This window comes from Cytobacillus mangrovibacter (assembly GCF_042865275.1).
GTDB classification, from domain to species: domain Bacteria; phylum Bacillota; class Bacilli; order Bacillales; family Cytobacillaceae; genus Cytobacillus; species Cytobacillus mangrovibacter.
This window is the reverse complement of sequence record NZ_JBIACJ010000003.1, coordinates 335398-354190: the sequence shown is the minus strand read 5'-3', so window position 1 is coordinate 354190 and position 18793 is coordinate 335398. Positions and strand designations below refer to the sequence as shown.

Below are 18793 nucleotides of genomic sequence, written 5' to 3'. Positions count from 1 at the left end.
TTCCGTTATATTCAAATGATTATTTAATGACAAAATTGAGGTGATGCAAATGAGTCAGGAACTTTATTCTTATCTTCAAGGTTTGCATACCTTTATACAAGAGCAAGAGAAAAGAATCCGCAGCCTTGAAAAGAGCGTTCGAGAGCTGCAGGAGGAAACAAAAACCTTAAAAGAGCGGCCACCAATAAGTATAGGGAGAATTGATTATAAATTTGATCAGCTTAAAGTGGAAACATTAGAAGGGACACTGAATATCGGGCTGAATCCATCTGATCTGCAAAACATTGATGATCTAGCCGTAGATAACCAGGAGAATGAGGCACCCATCTCTCCAAAGAAATTCATGAAAAAAACGATGGAAATTGAAAATGAAATATACCGATATTTAGAAAGTGATTTACCCGCAATAGTCAGTGAAGTACAAAGAAACTTACAGGTTGCTGAGAATGAGACTTATTTATCTTTCATTAAGGAGGATATAAAAAAGCAGCTTCCTAATCGAATTGATTTTCATCTTAAACAATTGAGATCAGCTGACCCCGCTCAAGAAGAGAATCGGAATATTAATGAGGAAGTAATCCAACAGCTTAAAGCAGAAATAAAGAATGGTGTTCATGCCTTTATTAGCCATTTGCCTGAAAATATGAAAGGAATGAAAAAGGAATGAACTTTCAAGTTTATAACAGAGACTTGTGTGTTGGAGATATTCGAATTATTGGTGTATCCAGTTCATCGCTATTGATGGTAGGCGACACAGAGACGATTCAGCTCGCTTCTATCTTTGATACACCTGCAGAATCACTTATCATCGGACCTTTTGTTCCGTTGACACCGAAGTGATCCATCATGCTTCAGCGAACATCAGTCGTTAATCATGTCAAATTAGAAACGATATCGTTCTCTTCCGTTATGGAGATTGGGGATTCCTCCTTTATACAAGGCGTTTCCCGTGCCATTGCTGTACAGAGGGAAGCTGAAATTTTCTTCGGTAATGAGGGGGATTTTAAGTCATATCCCATCTTCACAGAATCCATTCCTTTGCCCCCTCTCAATGAACATATCACGATGCACACAACACAGCTAAATCCAGTAATAAAAGTAAGAAATATTGATGTGATTGGGGTATCTGCTTCTTCTCTTCTTCATATTGGCAGCAGCAAGCATATTTCAATGGAGTCTAGGGTAGAGCATATTCGTCATCTATTAACCGATCACTCAGAGGATAAGGAAAAATTGTAAGATTTAAGCCTATAAAAAGGATGTTTTGCTTATGCCAGCTATTGTCGGACCCGTTCAAATTTTAAATGTCGGCGGAGGCATTGTTCAATTTGGGGATACTGTCTATATTTCCCCCAAAAGCAGTTCAAAATCAATTTCTGGCTCGGGTGCAGGAAATACCGGGGGATTCATTATTACGAATAATGGATTAAGCGCAAACAATGTACTCGACTCGAACTTGATTGATCAGCCTATTGCTGGGAATAACTAATCTAATGATTATAGACAAAAAGAGCTGTACATCCAAGAATGTGCAGCTCTTTTGTTACTACAGTTTAATCGTATGCGATCCATCGAAGAAAAATAAATATTTCTCATTCACTTTTCGTTTTAAAATCTGTTCCAATGCTCTAGCATACATATCAATTTGCATCCGATATCGTTCTTCAAGGATTGGCTTAGCTTCAGTAAATCCCCCTTTAAATCGATCAGTGATTTCATCCGTTTTGAAATCAAGCAGTACTAATCCCTGCTCATCTTCAAAGACACAGTCAATAATCCCCTGGATCAGTATTGGCTCTTCTTCGCCCTTCCAATCATTATAGATTTCACTTGCTGGAAAAGATAAGCTAAAGGGAATTTCTCGATTGATGGCATGAGCTTGCAGCATTCTGCTTCCAAGCTGGGTTTCAAAGAACTTTACAATTAAACGAGGGTCAACACTTTCACGCTGTTCTTCAGTTAGAAGTTCTTTGTTAACCATTTCATCCATCTTTACAATAAGCCCTTCCTCTGTGACTGGTCCGCCTACATCGATATGCTGCATAACCATATGCATGGCCGTTCCGCGCTCAGCAGGCGATAGTGACTTTTCCTGCATAAATCTTGGCCGATTCAAGAGTGGCTTCTTAAACTTTTGCAGAAGCTTTGTATCACTATCTTCAGCTGAGAATATTTCCTTTTGCCTTTTTACTTCTGACACAGATTGTTTTGATCGATAATGTGATGAATCCATCTGTGGATACTTCCATGATAATTGAGCCTCTACTAAATGGGTTAAATCAGATTGTACGGGTACTGGTTTCCCTGAATAAACATATTCGAGTAATCCTTCTTTTCCAGCCTCATCCTCTTCTTGAATCTTTGCTGCCTCTTCACTTTTAAGAATTTGAATCATCCAGCAGGATGGATCTTCTACAATATCAACCGGAATGAGTCCGCTATTCGAAGGACTGCTCGCCCTTAAATTATCACAGTCCTTATGCCTAACTAGGGCTGGACCAATCCAATCTAAATAACTATTGGCTGATGCTCGGTCAAATTCATTTAAAAGCCAAGCTTGATGTTCTGCTGACTGTATCCATTGATTAATCTTCTTTTCCGCACTTTTCACGGATGAGACAAGAAAGAGCTTCTCTTTAGCCCTTGTTAATGCCACATAAAGGACACGCATTTCCTCTGCAAGCATCTCCATTTTCTTTTTCCTTTTAAAGGCTAACTGAGGAAGCGAAGGGAAAGAGATTCTTTTTTCCGCATTTACATACTTCGCAGCAAAGCCAAATTCCTTATCAAGCATATAGGCCTTTTTCAAATCCATTGTATTGAATTGACGGGCAAGTCCTGCTATGAAAACGAAAGGAAACTCCAGCCCTTTACTGCTATGGATTGTCATAAGACGCACAACATCCTCCTGTTCACCAAGTGCACGTGCAGCACCTAGGTCATCCCCTCTATCACGCATTCGCTCAATGAACCGTAAGAAACGGAATAAACCTCTAAACGATGTTGCTTCATATTGCCTCGCCCGATCGTATAAAGCCCGCAGATTTGCCTGTCTTTGTTTTCCCCCTGACATTCCACCAACAAAGTTATATAGTTGGGTTTCCCTATATAAATGCCAGATAAGCTCAGAAAGAGACCCCTGCCTTGCCATTACACGCCAGCCCTTTAATTGTTCAAAGAACGAGCGGGCCTTTTCATATGTTTTCTCTGTTTCCACCGAAGGCTTTTTCTTGCAAAAGGAAGACAATGCTTCATAGAATGAACCCTTTTTATCTTGAATTCTTATTTGTGCTAATTCCTTCTCTGTCAAACCGACAATCGGCGATCTCAAAACAGAAGCCAGCGGGATGTCCTGGTAGGGATTATCAATTATTTTCAAAAGAGACATCATAATTGCTACTTCAGTTGCTTCAAAATAACCGCTTGAAAGATTGGCATAGACGGGGATTCCCTGCTGCTTAAATTCTTCCATGATTTGTGGCGCCCAAGTCATCGAGCGTAGCAATACAACCATATCCTTGTACATGACAGGACGTCCTGATTTCGTTTTCGGGTTGTATACTTCCTTCCGCTCCTGAATCATTTCTTTGATTTTTGAAGCCATATATCTCGCTTCTAGCTGCGCCTCTGCTAGATCTACTGTATCGAAGCTATCCTGCTCTGCTGCCTTCGGTTCTTCCTCTTCTCTTCCTTCCAAATCAATAATTACCAGTTCGATTGGATGTGACTCATCTTCCGTATAGGGAGCTCCTTTAACAAGTTCAGCCGCTTCATCGTACTCAATTTCTCCAACCGCGGTACTCATAATTTGTTTGAAAATATAGTTCGTCCCGTAAAGCACTTCTTTTCGGCTTCGAAAATTTCTTGCTAGATCAATTCTTAGTCCTGTTTCTTTTCCATCTGTGTTGAACCTTGTATACTTTCCTAGGAATAAGTTGGGCTCTGCCAGTCGGAACCGATAGATTGATTGTTTAACATCACCAACCATGAAAAAGTTGCCCGCGTTCTCTATATCATTAGTAACTAACTGTAGGATGGATTCCTGTACTAAATTCACATCTTGATACTCATCAACAAAGACTTCTTTGAATTGTTCTTTGCATGCTTTCGCTGCATCTGAAGGCGTTCGTACCCCTCCTTCAGTTTTAGAAAGTATCTCTAAGCAATAATGTTCAAGATCCGCAAAATCGACAAGTCCTTTTTCTGATTTCACCTGCTCAAAACGGATAGAAAATGCCTTTACTAAATAGACAATCCCCTCTACATATTGCTTCATTTCACTCATATCACGGATAAAGCTTTCTGGTCTGCGCAAAAACAGCTCATCCTTAAGATCCTGAATAAGCTTCTTTGCTTGATCTCTTAGCTTTTTCGCTTTATCGATAAGCTCTTGTTCATATTCATCGCCTTTACAATTTTTAAGCCGTCCAAATGCTGCCGTTTGCATTGCCTCAAAGAGGGTTGCCCATGAGTCATTTTTCGCTTCAATCAGTGTATGAATGATATGGAGGTCATCGATAAAGTTTTCCGCTCTTGGTGCTGGCCCTCCTGGAAGCTTTGTCAGCTCCAATCCTTGTTCTAGCAACTGCTTTGCCCCATATAGCTGCAATTCTATATCCTGCAGAAGTGTACGAACAAATGGCAGGTCTTCCATTTTGGTTGTTTCATTCACATCGTACATCCCAACAATCGAATCCAAATACTGGTCTGGCGTTGGATTCGATCTTGCGAAGTCATATAGATCTCGAATGATGTCCTGAAGAGCCAGATCACTGCGATCATTTGTAAACGTATCAACTAATGCAAAGAAAGCATCATTTCCTTCTTTTCCATATTCCTCTTCAAAAAGAGCTTCTAACACTTCATCCCTTAAAAGCTGTGCCTCAGTATCATCAGCAATCCGAAAACCTGGATCGATGTCAATCAGATAATAATACTTTCGGATAATCTCTAAGCAAAAAGAGTGTAGCGTGGAGATGGATGCCTTATTCAATAAACTCAATTGCTTTCGCAAATGGACTGATTTAGGGTCTGCATTTATCGCTTTTTCTAATGCTTCTCCAATTCGATGCCTCATTTCAGCAGCTGAAGCATTTGTAAAGGTTACGACTAGCAGCTCATCTACATCGATTGGATCATCTTCTGAAAGGATTTTATGAATGATTCTTTCAACAAGAACTGCTGTTTTTCCTGATCCTGCTGCCGCCGCAACTAGAATATCCTGGCCCTTCGCATAGATTGCTTTCCACTGATCATCCGTCCATGTGGCCTCTTCTGGTTTTGGTGGAATGTTTATCATCGCTCCTCCACCTCCTTTTTGATTATTTCAAGCAGCTCATCTTTCGGATAAGAAACAAGCTGTCTATACTCATTTGTCTCAAGCGATTCATCGAATTGACAGACCGACTTAAAGGAACAGAAGGTACAAGGTGTTTTATCCTTTAATTTATATGGAGAAATATCCACTTGACCATTGATAATCCGATTTCCTGTTTCTTCATATTTGCCGCGGACAAAGCGGCGCAAATAATCAAATTCTTGTTTGCTCGCTACTTTCGACCGCTTTGAAATAGACCCATCCTTATTAAATCCAGCTGAAATAATCGGAGAATCACCCTTGTCAAACGTCCGATCCATCAATCTGATTACATTCTCATCACCGAGCATAAGTCCATTCATTTTAAACTTTTTTAGTATTTCTTGTTCAATATCCTCCATTGTCAGCATTTTCGATGTGCTGATCATTGGATTGTGAACATGGAAATACAAGACGCCTGCTGGATCTGCTTCTGTACCGATTAGCTCTTGGGAATGAGCAATAATAATATCTAGGTAGGTCAGCATTTGCAAGGAAAGCCCATAATAGACTTCATTTACATTTAAATCCTTTGCACTCGATTTATAGTCTATCACTCTTAAAAAGGTTCCCGACTCATCCTGTGCTTTATCCACACGGTCAATCCTTCCAACAAGCTCCATTTTAGAACCATTCCTAAGCGGAAAGGATAACGTTGGCAATTCTCCCTTTGGTCCACCAAAACCAAGCTCTAATCCAACCGGAGAAAATCCACTGGATTTAGCATGCTCGCTTAGTATATAGGAAGCCCTGCTAATGATCTGCTCCAGCTTTCTTTTTATATAAAAATAACGGTTCGAGCTTAATAAGATTTCATTCTGTAATTTTGGTGCGAGTATTTCAACTGCTTCTTTTGCAAGGATTTCACATTGTTCTCTTGTCATATCAGTCCATGAGAGCTTTTCACTCATAACCGTTTCAGCAATATATTTCAATGCAGCATGGAATAGATCCCCGATATCTGGGGCCTCCAAACGAAATACTTGGCGTTCCCTTAGCTTTAACCCATGCTGGGCATAGTGAGAGAACGGACAACTAGAAAAAAGCTCCATTCTCGAAACACTTGCCTGAATATGATCACCATATAGTTCCTTACTCGTGTCTTCATTTAATTGCTCTGTGTGATTCTCATAATTAAGACTGGAAAGCACTTTTTGGGCTTGTCCTCTCCAGCTCTCATTTTTTAAATAAAAATTATAAATATCCCACCAGAAATCAAAAATTGGGTAATTTCTCTTTTTTAATTGTAATTGTGAAGTTAAATACGATAAGGCAGTATTCATACTGGCTGCATAATCCAGCTGCTCTTCTTCTGTAAGCTCTGCGGGATCTGCCATATAAAATTGCTGCTTAGATTTCGGCAGTAAATCCATTATTCTTTTAATATAGAGAGATGGCATTAATGCCTTGCCTTCTTCGTTAGCGAGCGGATAGCTGATATAAAGCATATCAGAAGGTGTAACAAAAGCTTTGTAAGCAAGGAATTCTTCGTCTAAAAGGCGTGTACTGCTGCTCGGTGCCATTTTCATCCCACTTGCCAAAAGCCTTTCACGGTCTTCTGTTGCTAGAACACCTTCCTCGGGAAACTTTGCCGGAAGGACGCCTTCATTCAATCCAATGACAAAGGCAACCTTGATATCAGAAAGACGAGATCGCTCTAAATCGGCTGTTATGATTTGGTCGATTGCAGGCGGCACTAGAGTGAAACGAAGGGATTCCATTCCTGCATCAAGGATTTGAGCAAATCTCTTTAATGGAATGACTTCATCTCCAAGCATTTCTACATATTGATCTAGCAATTCCATAATTGCATTCCATGCCTGATCATGCTCCCGAGATTTAACGAGATTTCCTTTCTCCTCTTCAGCAAGCTTCCATTCCTCTAACTTCGATGGCACATTTAATTCTTCAAGAAATAAGTAGATCGCTTCACAATATTGCCGTCCTGTTTCTGCTTTCTTTAAACGTCGTGCTAATCTTAAAATGGGAGCCGTAATCATTTCTCGTAAATTATTTAGCTCCTGCTCCATCTGCCTCTCCATATCTGTCTGAGCAAGGCTTTCAGATTCGAGCCCTCTGATCCGTCGATAAGTCCACCTATTTTTCTTTGTCCATTTGTCTCCTTGAACCCCATAAGCAAGTACATAATTTTCTAGTCTATCCATTTGTTCTCGCAATTGACCAGCATTTAATTTAACTGGGAATAATAACTCAGTTTTAACTGCTCTGAAAATCGGTTCATAGCGCCAATTTCCATTTATAATCTCGAGACTAGATCGAACGAGCTCAATAAGCGGATGGTTCAGCATCGTCCTTTTTTGATCGATGAAAAAGGGGATTTCATAATCTGTAAAGATTGTTTCAATGATGTCATGATAATCTTGACCGTTCCTTGCCAGGATGGCTATATCCCGATATCGCAGGCCTTTTGTGCGAACAAGCTGGATAATTCGCCTTGCAATCCCTTCCATTTCAGCTCTTCTATTCACAGCCTGCCCAATATGAATAGCAGACTCCCCTTTGAAGCTTGCTGCAGGCCGTGAATCAAAATTTGCTTCAAGATGCTTTAAAGAAGGGTCCTTCCATCTCAGCTGCTCTTTTAGGAAAATCTCTTCTACTTGCAGTCTATTTTGGGCGGCAATCCCATAGATCGTCTGGAAGCTTTCTCCAGACATTCGGAATAAATGCAAGTCATCTGGGGAAGTTTGCTTAAATGGCTGATCCAATGTAAGTGAAATAGTTACTTTTTTACAATGTTTCATTAATTGCTCAATAATCATGTATTCCTGTGGGGTATAGCTATAAAACCCATCTATATACACTTCTGCTTTTCTTAAATAATCTGACTCAGCGGCTTTTTCAATTAATAGGCGAAAGTAATCCTCTGAATCTACGTATTTACCGAAAAGAGATTCTTCAAACGTTTTATAGATTAACTCGAGATCATGAAGCTTATCCTGAAGAGCCTTATTTGTTGTTGGACCATTAGATAATTGTGCTTGTTTCTCAGCTAATTCTTCAGGCCGTACACAATATCTTTTAAACTCTGTCATCATTTGCTCGATTTGCTGAATAAAGCCGTTTTTATCGGCAGCACGCTGAAAAAGCGTTAGCTCATCTTTTTTTTCATCAATAATTTTTCGAATAAGCATGCTAATTCCAACACTGTTTAGATGATAACGATTCATGCCACCTGTTTCTTGGAGAATTCTCCAGGCCAAACGAGTAAATGAATAGACCTGGCTGCGAATCATTCCACCTAGGTCTGGTGTCGTAATTAATTTATATTCCGATAGAAATGTCATTTGTTCAGGCACTAAATAAATAATTGGATCACCATCTGGTGCCTTCCTTAATTCCTCTCGAATCTCATTCAGGCAAAACTCTGTTTTCCCGCCTCCTGCACGACCAATTAAAAAACGAACAGACATATGTACCACCATCCTTTCCCATTCACACGAACTTTGTTCTATTAAATATTTTATCATAGTAGGCTTCTATTTTTGGATATTGACTCTTGTATACTTAATGGAAATAGTTTCTCTAGAAAGATGCAATTCTTCGTCATAATAGAAAAAGGACTCAAAATTAATGAGTCCCTTTTCTTAGAAGGAAATATCCATTTCACCAATCGGCCAATACCTTAAGTTGACTTTCCCAACTACTTGATCTGTTGAAATGAAGCCAAAATGGCGGCCGTCCCAGCTTTCAAGTCGATTATCACCAAGTACAAAGAGTTTTCCTTCAGGTACTGTCTCCACATTCCATAACTCTGGCAAAGTGAAATCACCTGTTAACTTATTTCCGAATGCTTCTTCCCGTTCCTTTTCAAGGTAAGGTTCATCCATCTTTTTCCCATTGATGTAAAGTTCATCATTACGGTACTCAATCTTATCGCCTGGAAGACCGATAATTCTTTTCACAAAATCCTCTTCCTTATTATGATGAAAAACAATAACATCAAAGTGATTCAATTCTCCAATTTGATAGCTGATTTTGTTGACTATTAACTTATTTCCGGTTTCCAGTGTAGGCTCCATTGATTTCCCTTCCACAATATAATTGGAAATGAAAAATGTACGAATGAATACAAGAATAATGATGCCAACTCCAAATGCCTTCACCCATTCAATACTTTCCTTTTTCACTGACTCTTTCAATTTAAACTTCACCAACCTTTCTTATTTCTCATAATTCCGTTCCTTTTTCGCACTTATATTCATCTTTATTTCAATTCTTTTTCCAACATACCAAAGGATAAAAATAATAACAGCCACAATAGCAGTTCGAATGGGCTGGGTAATCAGTGATTGAATATCATATCCTACAAAGCTAATTGTAAAAATCATCACCATTTTTCCTGTTAAAACAGCAAGCATATACTGTGCAATACTAATTTTCGATAACCCAGCAACAATATTTACAACTGCTGATGGTGTAAAAGGAAAACATAAAAGAATAAATAAAGGACCAAAGCCATGCCTTTCTACCCAAGCCATCAACTTTTGAACTTTAGGGCTTCTTTTAAGAAAGCGGAGCATTCTTTTTTGCCCGTATTTCCGAACGAGCAGAAAGACAAGTAAGGCACCAACCGTTGCACCTATCCATGATAATAGAAATCCAAACCACAGTCCAAACGCATTGGCATTTGCCATCACAAATAAAAAGAGCGGCAGGAATGGCAAAAAGGCTTCTATCATTGGTAGCATAAGTCCAGGCAACGGGCCAAAAGAGCGATACTTATCAATTAATTCCATGATATTTTCAAGTGTAAACAAGTCTTTAAATAATTCGTAATCCATGTGAAATCTCCTTGAATAGAGCATAGACAAGATAAGAAGCTTATATTCACAAATAACTATATCCGTTTTATATTTCTCACTTATCTTTTTATTGTACACCTATTTAGATGAAAAGAATTCTATTGGGCTAAAAAATCATGAATTGCTTGTTTATTTTTCTCGAAATCCAATGCCAGGACTGAACCAACCCCGCTTATTCTCTCATCATGATAAGATCCATCTATCGGAATACGAAGGGTTTCAATTTCTCGATTCTTTGCAGAAATAAAGTCTTTACCTATATAAAGGATATCTTTTGCAGCCATATTCGTATTAACAAATGGTGTCATTACTCCTACTAATTTAGGCAGCTTTGCTACCGACTGTAAACTCATAAATTGATCAGCTAATACTCTCATTGTCTTTTGCTGGCGTTCAACTCTGCCAAAATCACCTACTGCATCATGACGAAAGCGCACATAGCCAAGAAGATGCTCACCGTCAAGTCTTTGTAAACCTGGCTCTAATGTCACTCCGATATAGGCAGACATTGCCTTTTCAACCTCAATCTCTACGCCTTTCGGAAATGCCTCATCAATCAAATGAACAAATCCCTCAAAATCAACAATGGAATAATATTGACTATCGATGTCAAAGTTCTCTTTAATCGTTTGTCTTAATAACTCTGGACCACCTAATGCAAAGGCTGCATTTATTTTTCCTTTTCCGTGCCCTGGAATATCGACATACGTATCCCGCATAATTGAGATTAATTTATATGTGCCATAATCTGGATGGTATTGGGCTACCATAATTGTGTCTGCTCTTGATTTTTCATTTCCGCGGGCATCACTTCCTAATAGAAGGACGCTCGTCCCCCCATATGCATCTTTATCTCCGTTAAATTCATATTCTAAAGTATCTACTTCTGCTTTTTCTTTCGATTGTGAAATCCCTTGTTTAAACTGAACATAGGAATACGCAATGGTCCCTGCTATTAATAGAAGAAGAATGAGGACAATTATTTTCCATTTCTTCTTTTTTGGTTTTTGATGTTGATGTCTATCAGCTCTCATGTCAAAAGTCCTTCCTGTTTTTTAGGTAGGCTCTGTTAAACTGGTCTGTTGATTTCCGCTCCAATCAACAGGGTGCAAAAATCAACTATTTGCTTTAACACAGCCTTTAGGTAAATAACCTTCAACAATATATGACTGCATAATTAATTAAAAAGTTTCTTTTTGCTTACTGGTATTTCTTGTATGATTCTATTATTCCCCAAAAATCCCTTGCTTGCAATTATGATTTATTCTATTACATGAAAAAACCGCAAACCTATGAAAGGCTTACGGTTTGGTTTTTATTTCAAATAATCATTAAACCAGCCAGTAATATAATTCAAGCGGCTGATTCGTAAATTTGGTTTTCCACTTCTAGAGAGTTCGTGATTTGCTTCAGGAAAACGAATAAATTTGGCTGTTTTTTTACGATCCTTTAAGGCAATAAATAATTGTTCTGCCTGCTCAATTGGGCAGCGGAAATCCTTCTCACTATGTAGGATGAGGAGTGGTGTTTCCATTTCATCCACATAGGCAAGTGGTGAGTGCCTCCAAAGTGTTTCAATATCATTTAAGCCACTATTAATTTGCCAATCGGTAAAATAATAGCCGATATCACTCACACCATAAAAGCTGATCCAATTGGAAATCGAACGCTGTGTCACAGCAGCCTTAAAGCGATTCGTGTGACCGATAATCCAGTTCGTCATAAAGCCGCCATAGCTTCCCCCTGTTACCCCTAAGCGATCTACGTCAATAAAATCAAAATTCGCTAATGCATAATCAACTGCATCCATTATATCTTCATAATCCTTACCGCCATAGTCTCCGCGTACTGCATCGACAAACTGCTGGCCATATCCATGGCTTCCCCTTGGGTTAATATACAGCACGGCATAGCCCTGTGATGCTAAACATTGAAATTCATGGAAATATGAATTTGCATACATCGCATGGGGACCCCCGTGAATTTCCAGTACTAATGGAACCTTATCTCCATCTTTGAAATTAACTGGCTTCATAATCCAGCCATGCAAATCCCAATGATCCGAAGAATTAAATTCAATTGGCTCAGCCCCAGCTAGAACTACTTCTTGTAAAAATTCTTCATTTACTTGTGTCAGCTGCTCCATTTCACCTGTTGTTACCTTCAGCAAGAATAAATCTCCTGGGTGGTTTGGCTTACTAATGGCTACTACCGCTTGATCAACTTTTCCGCCAGTGGAGAGCCCATATACATGCTGATTATCAAGTAAAGCCGGGTACAGCTCCCCATCGAGCGAACCATAGTAAACCACTGTATTGCCATGATCAGTAGCTAAGAAATAAAAGCTGTGATTATCCTCTCCCCATAAGATCCCTGGTGTAACTGCTCCCTGTTGAAAATCGCCAATGGCATAATCACCGATTAATAAATCCGAATCCCTAGTTAGGCAATTAAACTTTTCTGTCTCCATATCATAAATCCAGATTTTTGCGAGCGTTGCATTTTTATATTCACTTTCATGGCCAAGCATCCCAACGTATCTGCCATTAGGCGACCAAGTTGCATTACCGAAGTATCCTGTACTGCCTGTTAGTTTTTTTGTTTCTTTCGTTTCTGCATGAATGAGATATACATCACTTCCGAAAGATTGATCCTTATCCTCGCTTAAGTCAGCTGTCACAGTGATATGCTTTCCATCAGGCGACCACGATTGAAGCTGATAGTCATGCTCACCTGAAGTAAGCAACTGAGCTTCTCCGGTACGCACATCAATAACGGCAACCTGATTAAAGTTTCCTTGCCAAAATCCATAGGCATCTGATTTATATTTCATTTTATCCACTTCAAGCGGAACAGGCCTTTTATCCTTTTTCTCCTCACTTATATTAGTCGATAAAGATTCTCCATTTTTAAGTGCTGCATTAAAGGCAATTTTTGTCCCATCAGGCGACCAGACAGGGTTCGTTGCTCCATTTGGACATTTTGTTAATTGGCGGGCCTCTCCACCATTTACAGCTAAAACATAAATTTGGCCTTTCCCGCTTCGATCGGATACAAATGCTACGCTTTGTCCATCAGGAGACCATCTCGGTGAATGGTTTCGGCTTTCTCCAAACGTCCATTGCACAGGCTTGCTTTTTTCGGTTACATTTATGTAGTACAAATGTGAGGAATATTTATTCTCCTCTTCGAGCATGACTGTTTCAATAAATACACAATCAACTCCATTATGAGCTAATTGTGGATCTGCCACAGATTTCAGCAGATATAAATCTTCTGCCCTTATCGTTCTTTTTTCTGTCATTTTCTATCATCCTCCTTGTTTGTTCTCTATATTTCGACAACAGAAATAAATTCCCTTCTTCTTTTACTATTTTCTTCACTAAATTCCAGAATATTTTTTAAATTAACAAACAATTAAATAAATTGTTTAGTGCATTAAGCCTAAAAAAATATGGTTATAATCGACAAATTACAGCCCTTGCAAATTGAATAATCTATATGTAAAATAGAACAAACGTTCCTTTTTGATTAAGAATTTTTCGGGTGAAAGGAGAATGACGTATATGACGAGAATTCCCGAGGGAGATCGTAATATACTAGAACAAGCTATTTATTTACCAATGGCACTAACCATTTTAAATCGTGATCTCATTGTGATTAGTAAAAGCCCTTTTAAGCTTAAACAACCTTATGTAAATTTGATTGAGGAAACAATGAAGATTATCCAAAAAGAACTAGAAGATGTAAAGGACTACATGAATAAAAACAAACTTCAAGTTCAGCAAATAAAAAGGGATGAAGCTTTCACGATGTTCATATTTCTATATAAAGGTTTTGAAGAGCAACACAACTACTTCAACCCCCGCATTCGCAACAGAGTGCAAGAACTGTTGGATTATTATTTATGGAAACGATTCATACTTGAAGGGGTTCAAAGACAAACAAAAGTATGAGTAATAATTGGAGAATATCTACAGAGTTCTTTAGCGGCCACTTTTTTATTTTTTCCAACTAAACCGGTCGTCATAAACACTCCATGACGACCAGTTCTTGATTTTTAACAAGGGAGGATAAATGCCTGTTTATTCGAAAGCTCCTTATTCTTTGCTTCGATCGATTCTATAAGTTCTTGATCGCTCTGAAGCATTTAGATTTTTTCTGCCACTATAGAAATACAATGCCTTTCGCTCTGATTCTTCAATTCTGCTAATTAAAGTTGTTTTTAACAAAGCCGTCCTTAGGACCTGATTATTGAAGGAAGTGTAAGATACAGGTATTGTGACACACTGTTGGTTTTTAAATCTTACCTCTGTCTGTCCTGCATCGGCACGGCGATAATACTGAATATGCTCGGGCGAAATCCATATGCATTGTGAGTTGTTCGCTGAAGTAGTTGGAAAAAAATAAATGAAGTTTGTGGGGTCAATAGTAATTGGTGCTTTGTGGGTAATTCCCGTTAGTTGTCTCGTTCCCTCTTTGCGCCCTTCAAACGATGATCCAAAGAAAGTACAGCCCTTCTTAATAATGACACTTGGTTTAAACGGGGAAACTAGCTCATCCTCAAGCTCCCAAATCTGCGAATAAACCTTCGATCCATATTCCAATGGCATAATCATCATCGTATTCGGATTAATCTCATACTCATCAATTAAAGGTGGAATTGTTAGGCCATTCATCTCTTCATCTCCTCAAATTAGTTTTCTGCCACCTCATCATAACAGGTTTTTGACAATATTTTTCATTATTTTCTAAATGTTACTAATTTGTTCAAAATTTCTACTAATTTCGCTATCCAATAGCCAAATAATTTTGTAAATTGACTTAGTAAATGAATTTATTCCATTTATTTTACCTCTAAAAAATATTTTCAAAAAATTCAAAATTCGGTTGAATAAATCGAATGAACTCCATATACTAGTAAAAAGCATTGAGGTGATTTTCATGAATGAAAAATCATACACAGAGCTGATGAAAAAAAGCGCTATGAAAAAGAAGAAGCTAAAAGAGTCCTTTGTATTAGATCTCTACATTGACATCCTGCTTGCAGAAGTATTACTGAACAAAGAAAGAGCGAAGCTGATGAAGGAAATTGACGAAGCCATTGATAAAGGAAATAAAACTGCCTTTACTCAACTGTCCAAACAATATAAGGAGCTTGCCCAACGCTTCGGCACGTAACAAATCGAATGAAAACAATCCCTCGTATATACTGCGGGGGATTTGTTTTTTGCACTAATAATAGCCTTTAAAGAAAAACAAACGAGCAGCTTATATGCCTACTCGTTTGTTTTCGCTTTATTATTTATTTCATAATCCTCAAGCATCGAGATTCGTTCGAGCATCGTTGGGTGTCCGTAACGGAATATTTTCACCAGCAACGGAGGATTTACCTGGCTTAATCCTGCTCGAGTCAATTCTTGGAATGTTCCGATCGCAGCTTCTGTATTCTGTGTCATCTCAATAGCATAATGGTCTGCACGAGATTCCTGATACCGTGAAACAAAATTCGATAATGGGCTGGAGATAAACAATAGCATGGAAAGAATCATTAGGAACAATGGGAGAGAACGAATATCATTTACCGCCGGAATCCTAAGTGCATTCCCCCATTTGCCAATCACATATTCCATAAGCTTTGCAGTCAAATAAAGCCCCACAAGTGACAGTAGCAAATAACCAGCAATTCCAAAGTAAATATGCTTTTCAACATAGTGGGCCATTTCATGCGCCATAATAAATAAAATTTGGTCGTCACTTAATCGATTTAATGTTGTATCCCAAAGAACAATTCTTGAATTAGAACCAATTCCGTTTACATAGGCATTCAGTGCATTGGTCTTTTCAGCCATATTTACTTCAAATACATGTTCAGCCGGAATGCCAGCTTTATCTGCCAGATTTAAAATCTTTGTTTCAAGTTCTTTATTTTTCAATGGGTAAAAGTCGTTGTAAAGTGGATCGATAACTACAGGCTGAAGAAACATCATAAACAAAGTAAATGGAACAGACAATAACCAAGCATATAGCCACCACCTCTTGCGGCTTTTATTAATGAGCCAATAAAGTACAGCAACAATAATGATCATCATCCCAAAATTGATCCAGAAATCGATGAGCTCATCCTTCATCCAGCTGCTAAAGCTTTGTGTGGAAATATTATAGCTTTTCGATAAAGAATAACTAATATAGTTCAAGGGTGTTGTTGCAATAAAGGCAAAAAGAGAAAGCCAAAATAGATAAATAGCTGTCCGAACGAACTTAAATTTCGAAGAGTTTTCTGCCCATTTTTTAAAAGCATTCCCAAAGCCTAACAGCAAAATAAATAGATAGAATAACCATTCAAAAGGTGTCGATAAGAAAAACAATAAATTTCTTATTTTCGAATACTCCTCGGTCAGCATGAGTTCCCTGCCATTTAGGAATGTAGCTGGATCAGCTTTCGACCCTTCATACTCAAACTGCAGACTCGAATCAGCAAAGTAAAATAAATACCAATAAAAAAATAGTCCATATACGACATAGGCTAAGATACCATACAAACCAATTTTCCGTGCCATCTCGTTCCCTCCTTTTTGTACAACCTTTTAATATTTAGTTTAGTATAAAAATCAATATTTAGAACCCCTTGTCTATGGCAAAAGGTATTCTTCTTCATAGTCTGTACGATTTGCCACTTTTTCGCAAAAAATAATTTTGAGCATCTGCTGTAAATGTCGGTCTGCTTCATTTCACTATGCTGGTTATTACTTCGTACAGGCTTATTCAATTAATCAGACCGGCTATTTATTTTTACATACAAAAAAGACCGGTTCAAAATGAACCAGTCATTTAAAGAATATACAAATCAAAAAATAAAGGAATATACAGACAATACAGCAATTGCACCTAATACAACGACAATGACGTTTGCACCCAAATAGGCAACAAGGAATGCCGCTGTCGCACCAAGTACGCCAAACCAAATATCTTCTTGTATAAATAAAACACCAGGAAAAATGAGTGCCCCTAAAGTGGCAGACGGAACATTCTTCAAGACACCTTGAAGAAAAGCAGGCAATTCTTTTCCTTTAAAAAGGACAAACGGCAGCATTCTTGGGATATAGGTGACAATCCCCATCCCGATGATCATCCAGACGATTGTGCTACTCATGTTCGGTCCCCCTTTGCTTCTTCTTAAAACCTTCAATCAGCTCAACTATAACCGCCGAAAGAAGCGTAGCAACAACGATTGCCCAGCCAGAAGACAATGCATTCGTTAAAGTAAAAATCGTGTTAAAGCAGGCCGCAAGAGCGGCAAGAAACACAATCTTAACGCTTTTTTTCATGGACGGTACGAGTAAGCCAATAAACATCGCATACAAGGCAATTGACATGCTTTCCTGCAATGTTTGGGGAAGGCTTGCCCCGATTAAAAAACCAATGCCTGAACAAACAACCCAGCTCATATAAGCAATGAAATTCAGCCCAAACATATAACCTGTCGAAACCGTGCCTTCCTTCATGGCAGCAACTGAAAAGGTTTCATCGGTAATCCCAAAGGAATAAATGGCTTTATTAATCAGATGATCATCCTCACTTTTCTCATTCAATGCTGTCGACATTAGGAAATGCCTAATATTCACAATAAATGTCGTTAAAACTATTTCAAATACACCTGTTCCGAGTGAAAGCAAGCTAAGCGAAATATATTGTGAGGCTCCAGCAAAAACAACTAGACTCATAAGCACCGCTTCACCAATCGATAGCCCTGTCGTTTTTGCCAGCAGTCCAAAAGTCAATGCAATCGGTGCATAGCCAATTGCGATACTGATCCCGGCTTGAATCCCTTTCCTAAATTCTGATGCAGACTTATTCACTGCGAGCTCTGCCAATAGTGACACCTTCCTTTTTTGAAAAATCTAATATTTCTCCATAAAAATGTACTATAATAGATAACATGTATACTATTTAAGTTGTTTGATATAATATATTATACATATAGACGTTATAATAGACAATTCTTTTGGAGGAAACAATGGAGAATATTCAAAAAAATATTGGGATAAACCTAAGGAATATTCGAAGAACGCGAGGATACAGTCTGGATGCGGCAGCTGAAATCACTGGGGTGAGCAAGGCGATGCTCGGGCAAATTGAACGAGGGGAATCCAATCCTACTGTAACAACATTATGGAAAATTGCAAGCGGCCTTCAAGTTTCTTTTTCTTCCTTAATTAGTGAAAAGCCCTCAGAGGTTCTTTATGTAGATAGAAAGTCCATTTCACCGATTATCGAATGTAACGGCAATTATCGGGTGTATCCAACTTTCCCATTTGACCCGCGAAAAAAGTTTGAAATGTTCGTCGTAGAGATCGAACCAGGCTGTCAGCATATCGCTGATAAGCATAATGAAGGGGTAGAGGAGTACATTACAGTCATAAGTGGCAAGCTCGAAGTGCATATCGGTGAGCAGCAGATTCAAATTGAGCAAGGAAACTCGATTCATTTTTTAGCAAACAAAGCACATACATATAAAAATATTGGTACCGAGCTGATTACATTTCAGATTGTTATGTATTACCCTTAAAAACTTCTTGAGGCCTATCACTTTTTCGAGTGATAGGCCTTTTTT

At 38.5% G+C, this 18793-nt stretch carries 17 protein-coding genes; 7 read left to right on the top strand and 10 right to left on the bottom strand.

Features of this window, described 5'->3' with window-relative positions:
* The first annotated feature begins 49 nt into the window (after positions 1-49).
* From gerPC to ACFYKT_RS08120, 4 genes are read left to right on the top strand one after another with little or no spacing between them, the layout of a single operon-like run.
* The gene (gene gerPC / locus ACFYKT_RS08135; protein ID WP_389218041.1) at positions 50-667 is read left to right on the top strand and encodes a spore germination protein GerPC; all 618 of its coding nucleotides are present in this window, start codon (positions 50-52) and stop codon (positions 665-667) included.
* Positions 664-840, top strand: coding sequence for a spore gernimation protein GerPD (locus ACFYKT_RS08130; RefSeq protein WP_389218038.1), 177 nt, complete (start codon positions 664-666; stop codon positions 838-840). The genes gerPC and ACFYKT_RS08130 overlap by 4 nt, the downstream gene beginning before the upstream one ends.
* Positions 841-846: 6 nt before the next feature.
* A complete protein-coding gene (locus ACFYKT_RS08125; protein ID WP_389218036.1) occupies positions 847-1239 on the top strand; it encodes a spore germination protein GerPE in 393 nt (130 codons plus the stop codon).
* Between the two features lie 31 nt (positions 1240-1270).
* Positions 1271-1489: a spore germination protein gene (locus tag ACFYKT_RS08120; protein ID WP_389218033.1), complete on the top strand. Its 219-nt coding sequence runs from the start codon at positions 1271-1273 to the stop codon at positions 1487-1489.
* A 57-nt stretch (positions 1490-1546) separates the two neighbouring features.
* Here ACFYKT_RS08120 and addA read toward each other — a convergent pair whose 3' ends face one another.
* From addA to ACFYKT_RS08090, 6 genes are all read right to left on the bottom strand, one after another.
* Positions 1547-5299 (bottom strand): helicase-exonuclease AddAB subunit AddA, encoded by a 3753-nt coding sequence (gene addA, locus ACFYKT_RS08115; RefSeq protein ID WP_389218030.1) that lies wholly within the window; start codon positions 5297-5299, stop codon positions 1547-1549.
* The gene (gene addB / locus ACFYKT_RS08110) at positions 5296-8787 is read right to left on the bottom strand and encodes a helicase-exonuclease AddAB subunit AddB (protein WP_389218027.1); all 3492 of its coding nucleotides are present in this window, start codon (positions 8785-8787) and stop codon (positions 5296-5298) included. Before addB ends, addA begins: the two co-directional genes overlap by 4 nt.
* A 174-nt stretch (positions 8788-8961) precedes the next feature.
* The gene (gene lepB, locus ACFYKT_RS08105; RefSeq protein ID WP_389218024.1) at positions 8962-9516 is read right to left on the bottom strand and encodes a signal peptidase I; all 555 of its coding nucleotides are present in this window, start codon (positions 9514-9516) and stop codon (positions 8962-8964) included.
* A 21-nt stretch (positions 9517-9537) separates the two neighbouring features.
* Entirely contained in the window at positions 9538-10158 is a 621-nt protein-coding gene (locus ACFYKT_RS08100) for a TVP38/TMEM64 family protein (protein ID WP_389218021.1), read from the bottom strand.
* Positions 10159-10277: 119 nt separating this feature from the next.
* The gene (locus ACFYKT_RS08095; protein ID WP_389218018.1) at positions 10278-11213 is read right to left on the bottom strand and encodes an LCP family protein; all 936 of its coding nucleotides are present in this window, start codon (positions 11211-11213) and stop codon (positions 10278-10280) included.
* Positions 11214-11494: 281 nt separating this feature from the next.
* Complete coding sequence (locus tag ACFYKT_RS08090; RefSeq protein WP_389218015.1) at positions 11495-13483, bottom strand: S9 family peptidase; 1989 nt, start codon at positions 13481-13483, stop codon at positions 11495-11497.
* A 262-nt stretch (positions 13484-13745) separates the two neighbouring features.
* Here ACFYKT_RS08090 and ACFYKT_RS08085 point away from each other — a divergent pair, with 262 nt between their 5' ends.
* Entirely contained in the window at positions 13746-14135 is a 390-nt protein-coding gene (locus ACFYKT_RS08085; protein ID WP_389218012.1) for a hypothetical protein, read from the top strand.
* Between the two features lie 144 nt (positions 14136-14279).
* Here the strand turns inward: ACFYKT_RS08085 and ACFYKT_RS08080 are convergent, their stop codons facing one another.
* Entirely contained in the window at positions 14280-14858 is a 579-nt protein-coding gene (locus tag ACFYKT_RS08080) for a competence protein ComK (RefSeq protein ID WP_389218009.1), read from the bottom strand.
* Between the two features lie 265 nt (positions 14859-15123).
* On the opposite strand from ACFYKT_RS08080, the gene ACFYKT_RS08075 reads away from it, so the two are divergent.
* Entirely contained in the window at positions 15124-15360 is a 237-nt protein-coding gene (locus ACFYKT_RS08075) for an IDEAL domain-containing protein (RefSeq protein WP_389218006.1), read from the top strand.
* A 98-nt stretch (positions 15361-15458) separates the two neighbouring features.
* Here ACFYKT_RS08075 and ACFYKT_RS08070 read toward each other — a convergent pair whose 3' ends face one another.
* The 3 genes from ACFYKT_RS08070 to ACFYKT_RS08060 form a co-directional block, all read right to left on the bottom strand.
* Positions 15459-16739, bottom strand: coding sequence for a M48 family metallopeptidase (locus tag ACFYKT_RS08070; protein ID WP_389218003.1), 1281 nt, complete (start codon positions 16737-16739; stop codon positions 15459-15461).
* A 287-nt stretch (positions 16740-17026) separates the two neighbouring features.
* Positions 17027-17332 carry an AzlD domain-containing protein gene (locus tag ACFYKT_RS08065; protein WP_389218000.1) on the bottom strand — a complete coding sequence of 102 codons (306 nt, stop codon included), beginning with the start codon at positions 17330-17332 and terminating at the stop codon, positions 17027-17029.
* Positions 17325-18053, bottom strand: coding sequence for an AzlC family ABC transporter permease (locus ACFYKT_RS08060; protein ID WP_389217998.1), 729 nt, complete (start codon positions 18051-18053; stop codon positions 17325-17327). The genes ACFYKT_RS08065 and ACFYKT_RS08060 overlap by 8 nt, the downstream gene beginning before the upstream one ends.
* A gap of 143 nt (positions 18054-18196) precedes the next feature.
* On the opposite strand from ACFYKT_RS08060, the gene ACFYKT_RS08055 reads away from it, so the two are divergent.
* Complete coding sequence (locus ACFYKT_RS08055; protein ID WP_389217995.1) at positions 18197-18748, top strand: helix-turn-helix domain-containing protein; 552 nt, start codon at positions 18197-18199, stop codon at positions 18746-18748.
* Positions 18749-18793: the final 45 nt, after the last annotated feature.

What these genes read in the sequence shown, in the direction of transcription:
- ACFYKT_RS08130 (WP_389218038.1), top strand. Translation starts at nt 664, where the DNA reads ATGAACTTTCAAGTTTATAACAGAGACTTGTGTGTTGGAGATATTCGA.
- ACFYKT_RS08080 (WP_389218009.1), bottom strand. Translation starts at nt 14,858, where the DNA reads ATGAATGGCCTAACAATTCCACCTTTAATTGATGAGTATGAGATTAAT.
- addA (WP_389218030.1), bottom strand. Translation starts at nt 5,299, where the DNA reads ATGATAAACATTCCACCAAAACCAGAAGAGGCCACATGGACGGATGAT.
- ACFYKT_RS08075 (WP_389218006.1), top strand. Translation starts at nt 15,124, where the DNA reads ATGAATGAAAAATCATACACAGAGCTGATGAAAAAAAGCGCTATGAAA.
- ACFYKT_RS08070 (WP_389218003.1), bottom strand. Translation starts at nt 16,739, where the DNA reads ATGGCACGGAAAATTGGTTTGTATGGTATCTTAGCCTATGTCGTATAT.
- ACFYKT_RS08095 (WP_389218018.1), bottom strand. Translation starts at nt 11,213, where the DNA reads ATGAGAGCTGATAGACATCAACATCAAAAACCAAAAAAGAAGAAATGG.
- ACFYKT_RS08065 (WP_389218000.1), bottom strand. Translation starts at nt 17,332, where the DNA reads ATGAGTAGCACAATCGTCTGGATGATCATCGGGATGGGGATTGTCACC.
- ACFYKT_RS08120 (WP_389218033.1), top strand. Translation starts at nt 1,271, where the DNA reads ATGCCAGCTATTGTCGGACCCGTTCAAATTTTAAATGTCGGCGGAGGC.
- ACFYKT_RS08100 (WP_389218021.1), bottom strand. Translation starts at nt 10,158, where the DNA reads ATGGATTACGAATTATTTAAAGACTTGTTTACACTTGAAAATATCATG.
- ACFYKT_RS08055 (WP_389217995.1), top strand. Translation starts at nt 18,197, where the DNA reads ATGGAGAATATTCAAAAAAATATTGGGATAAACCTAAGGAATATTCGA.
- ACFYKT_RS08085 (WP_389218012.1), top strand. Translation starts at nt 13,746, where the DNA reads ATGACGAGAATTCCCGAGGGAGATCGTAATATACTAGAACAAGCTATT.
- ACFYKT_RS08090 (WP_389218015.1), bottom strand. Translation starts at nt 13,483, where the DNA reads ATGACAGAAAAAAGAACGATAAGGGCAGAAGATTTATATCTGCTGAAA.
- gerPC (WP_389218041.1), top strand. Translation starts at nt 50, where the DNA reads ATGAGTCAGGAACTTTATTCTTATCTTCAAGGTTTGCATACCTTTATA.
- ACFYKT_RS08125 (WP_389218036.1), top strand. Translation starts at nt 847, where the DNA reads ATGCTTCAGCGAACATCAGTCGTTAATCATGTCAAATTAGAAACGATA.
- addB (WP_389218027.1), bottom strand. Translation starts at nt 8,787, where the DNA reads ATGTCTGTTCGTTTTTTAATTGGTCGTGCAGGAGGCGGGAAAACAGAG.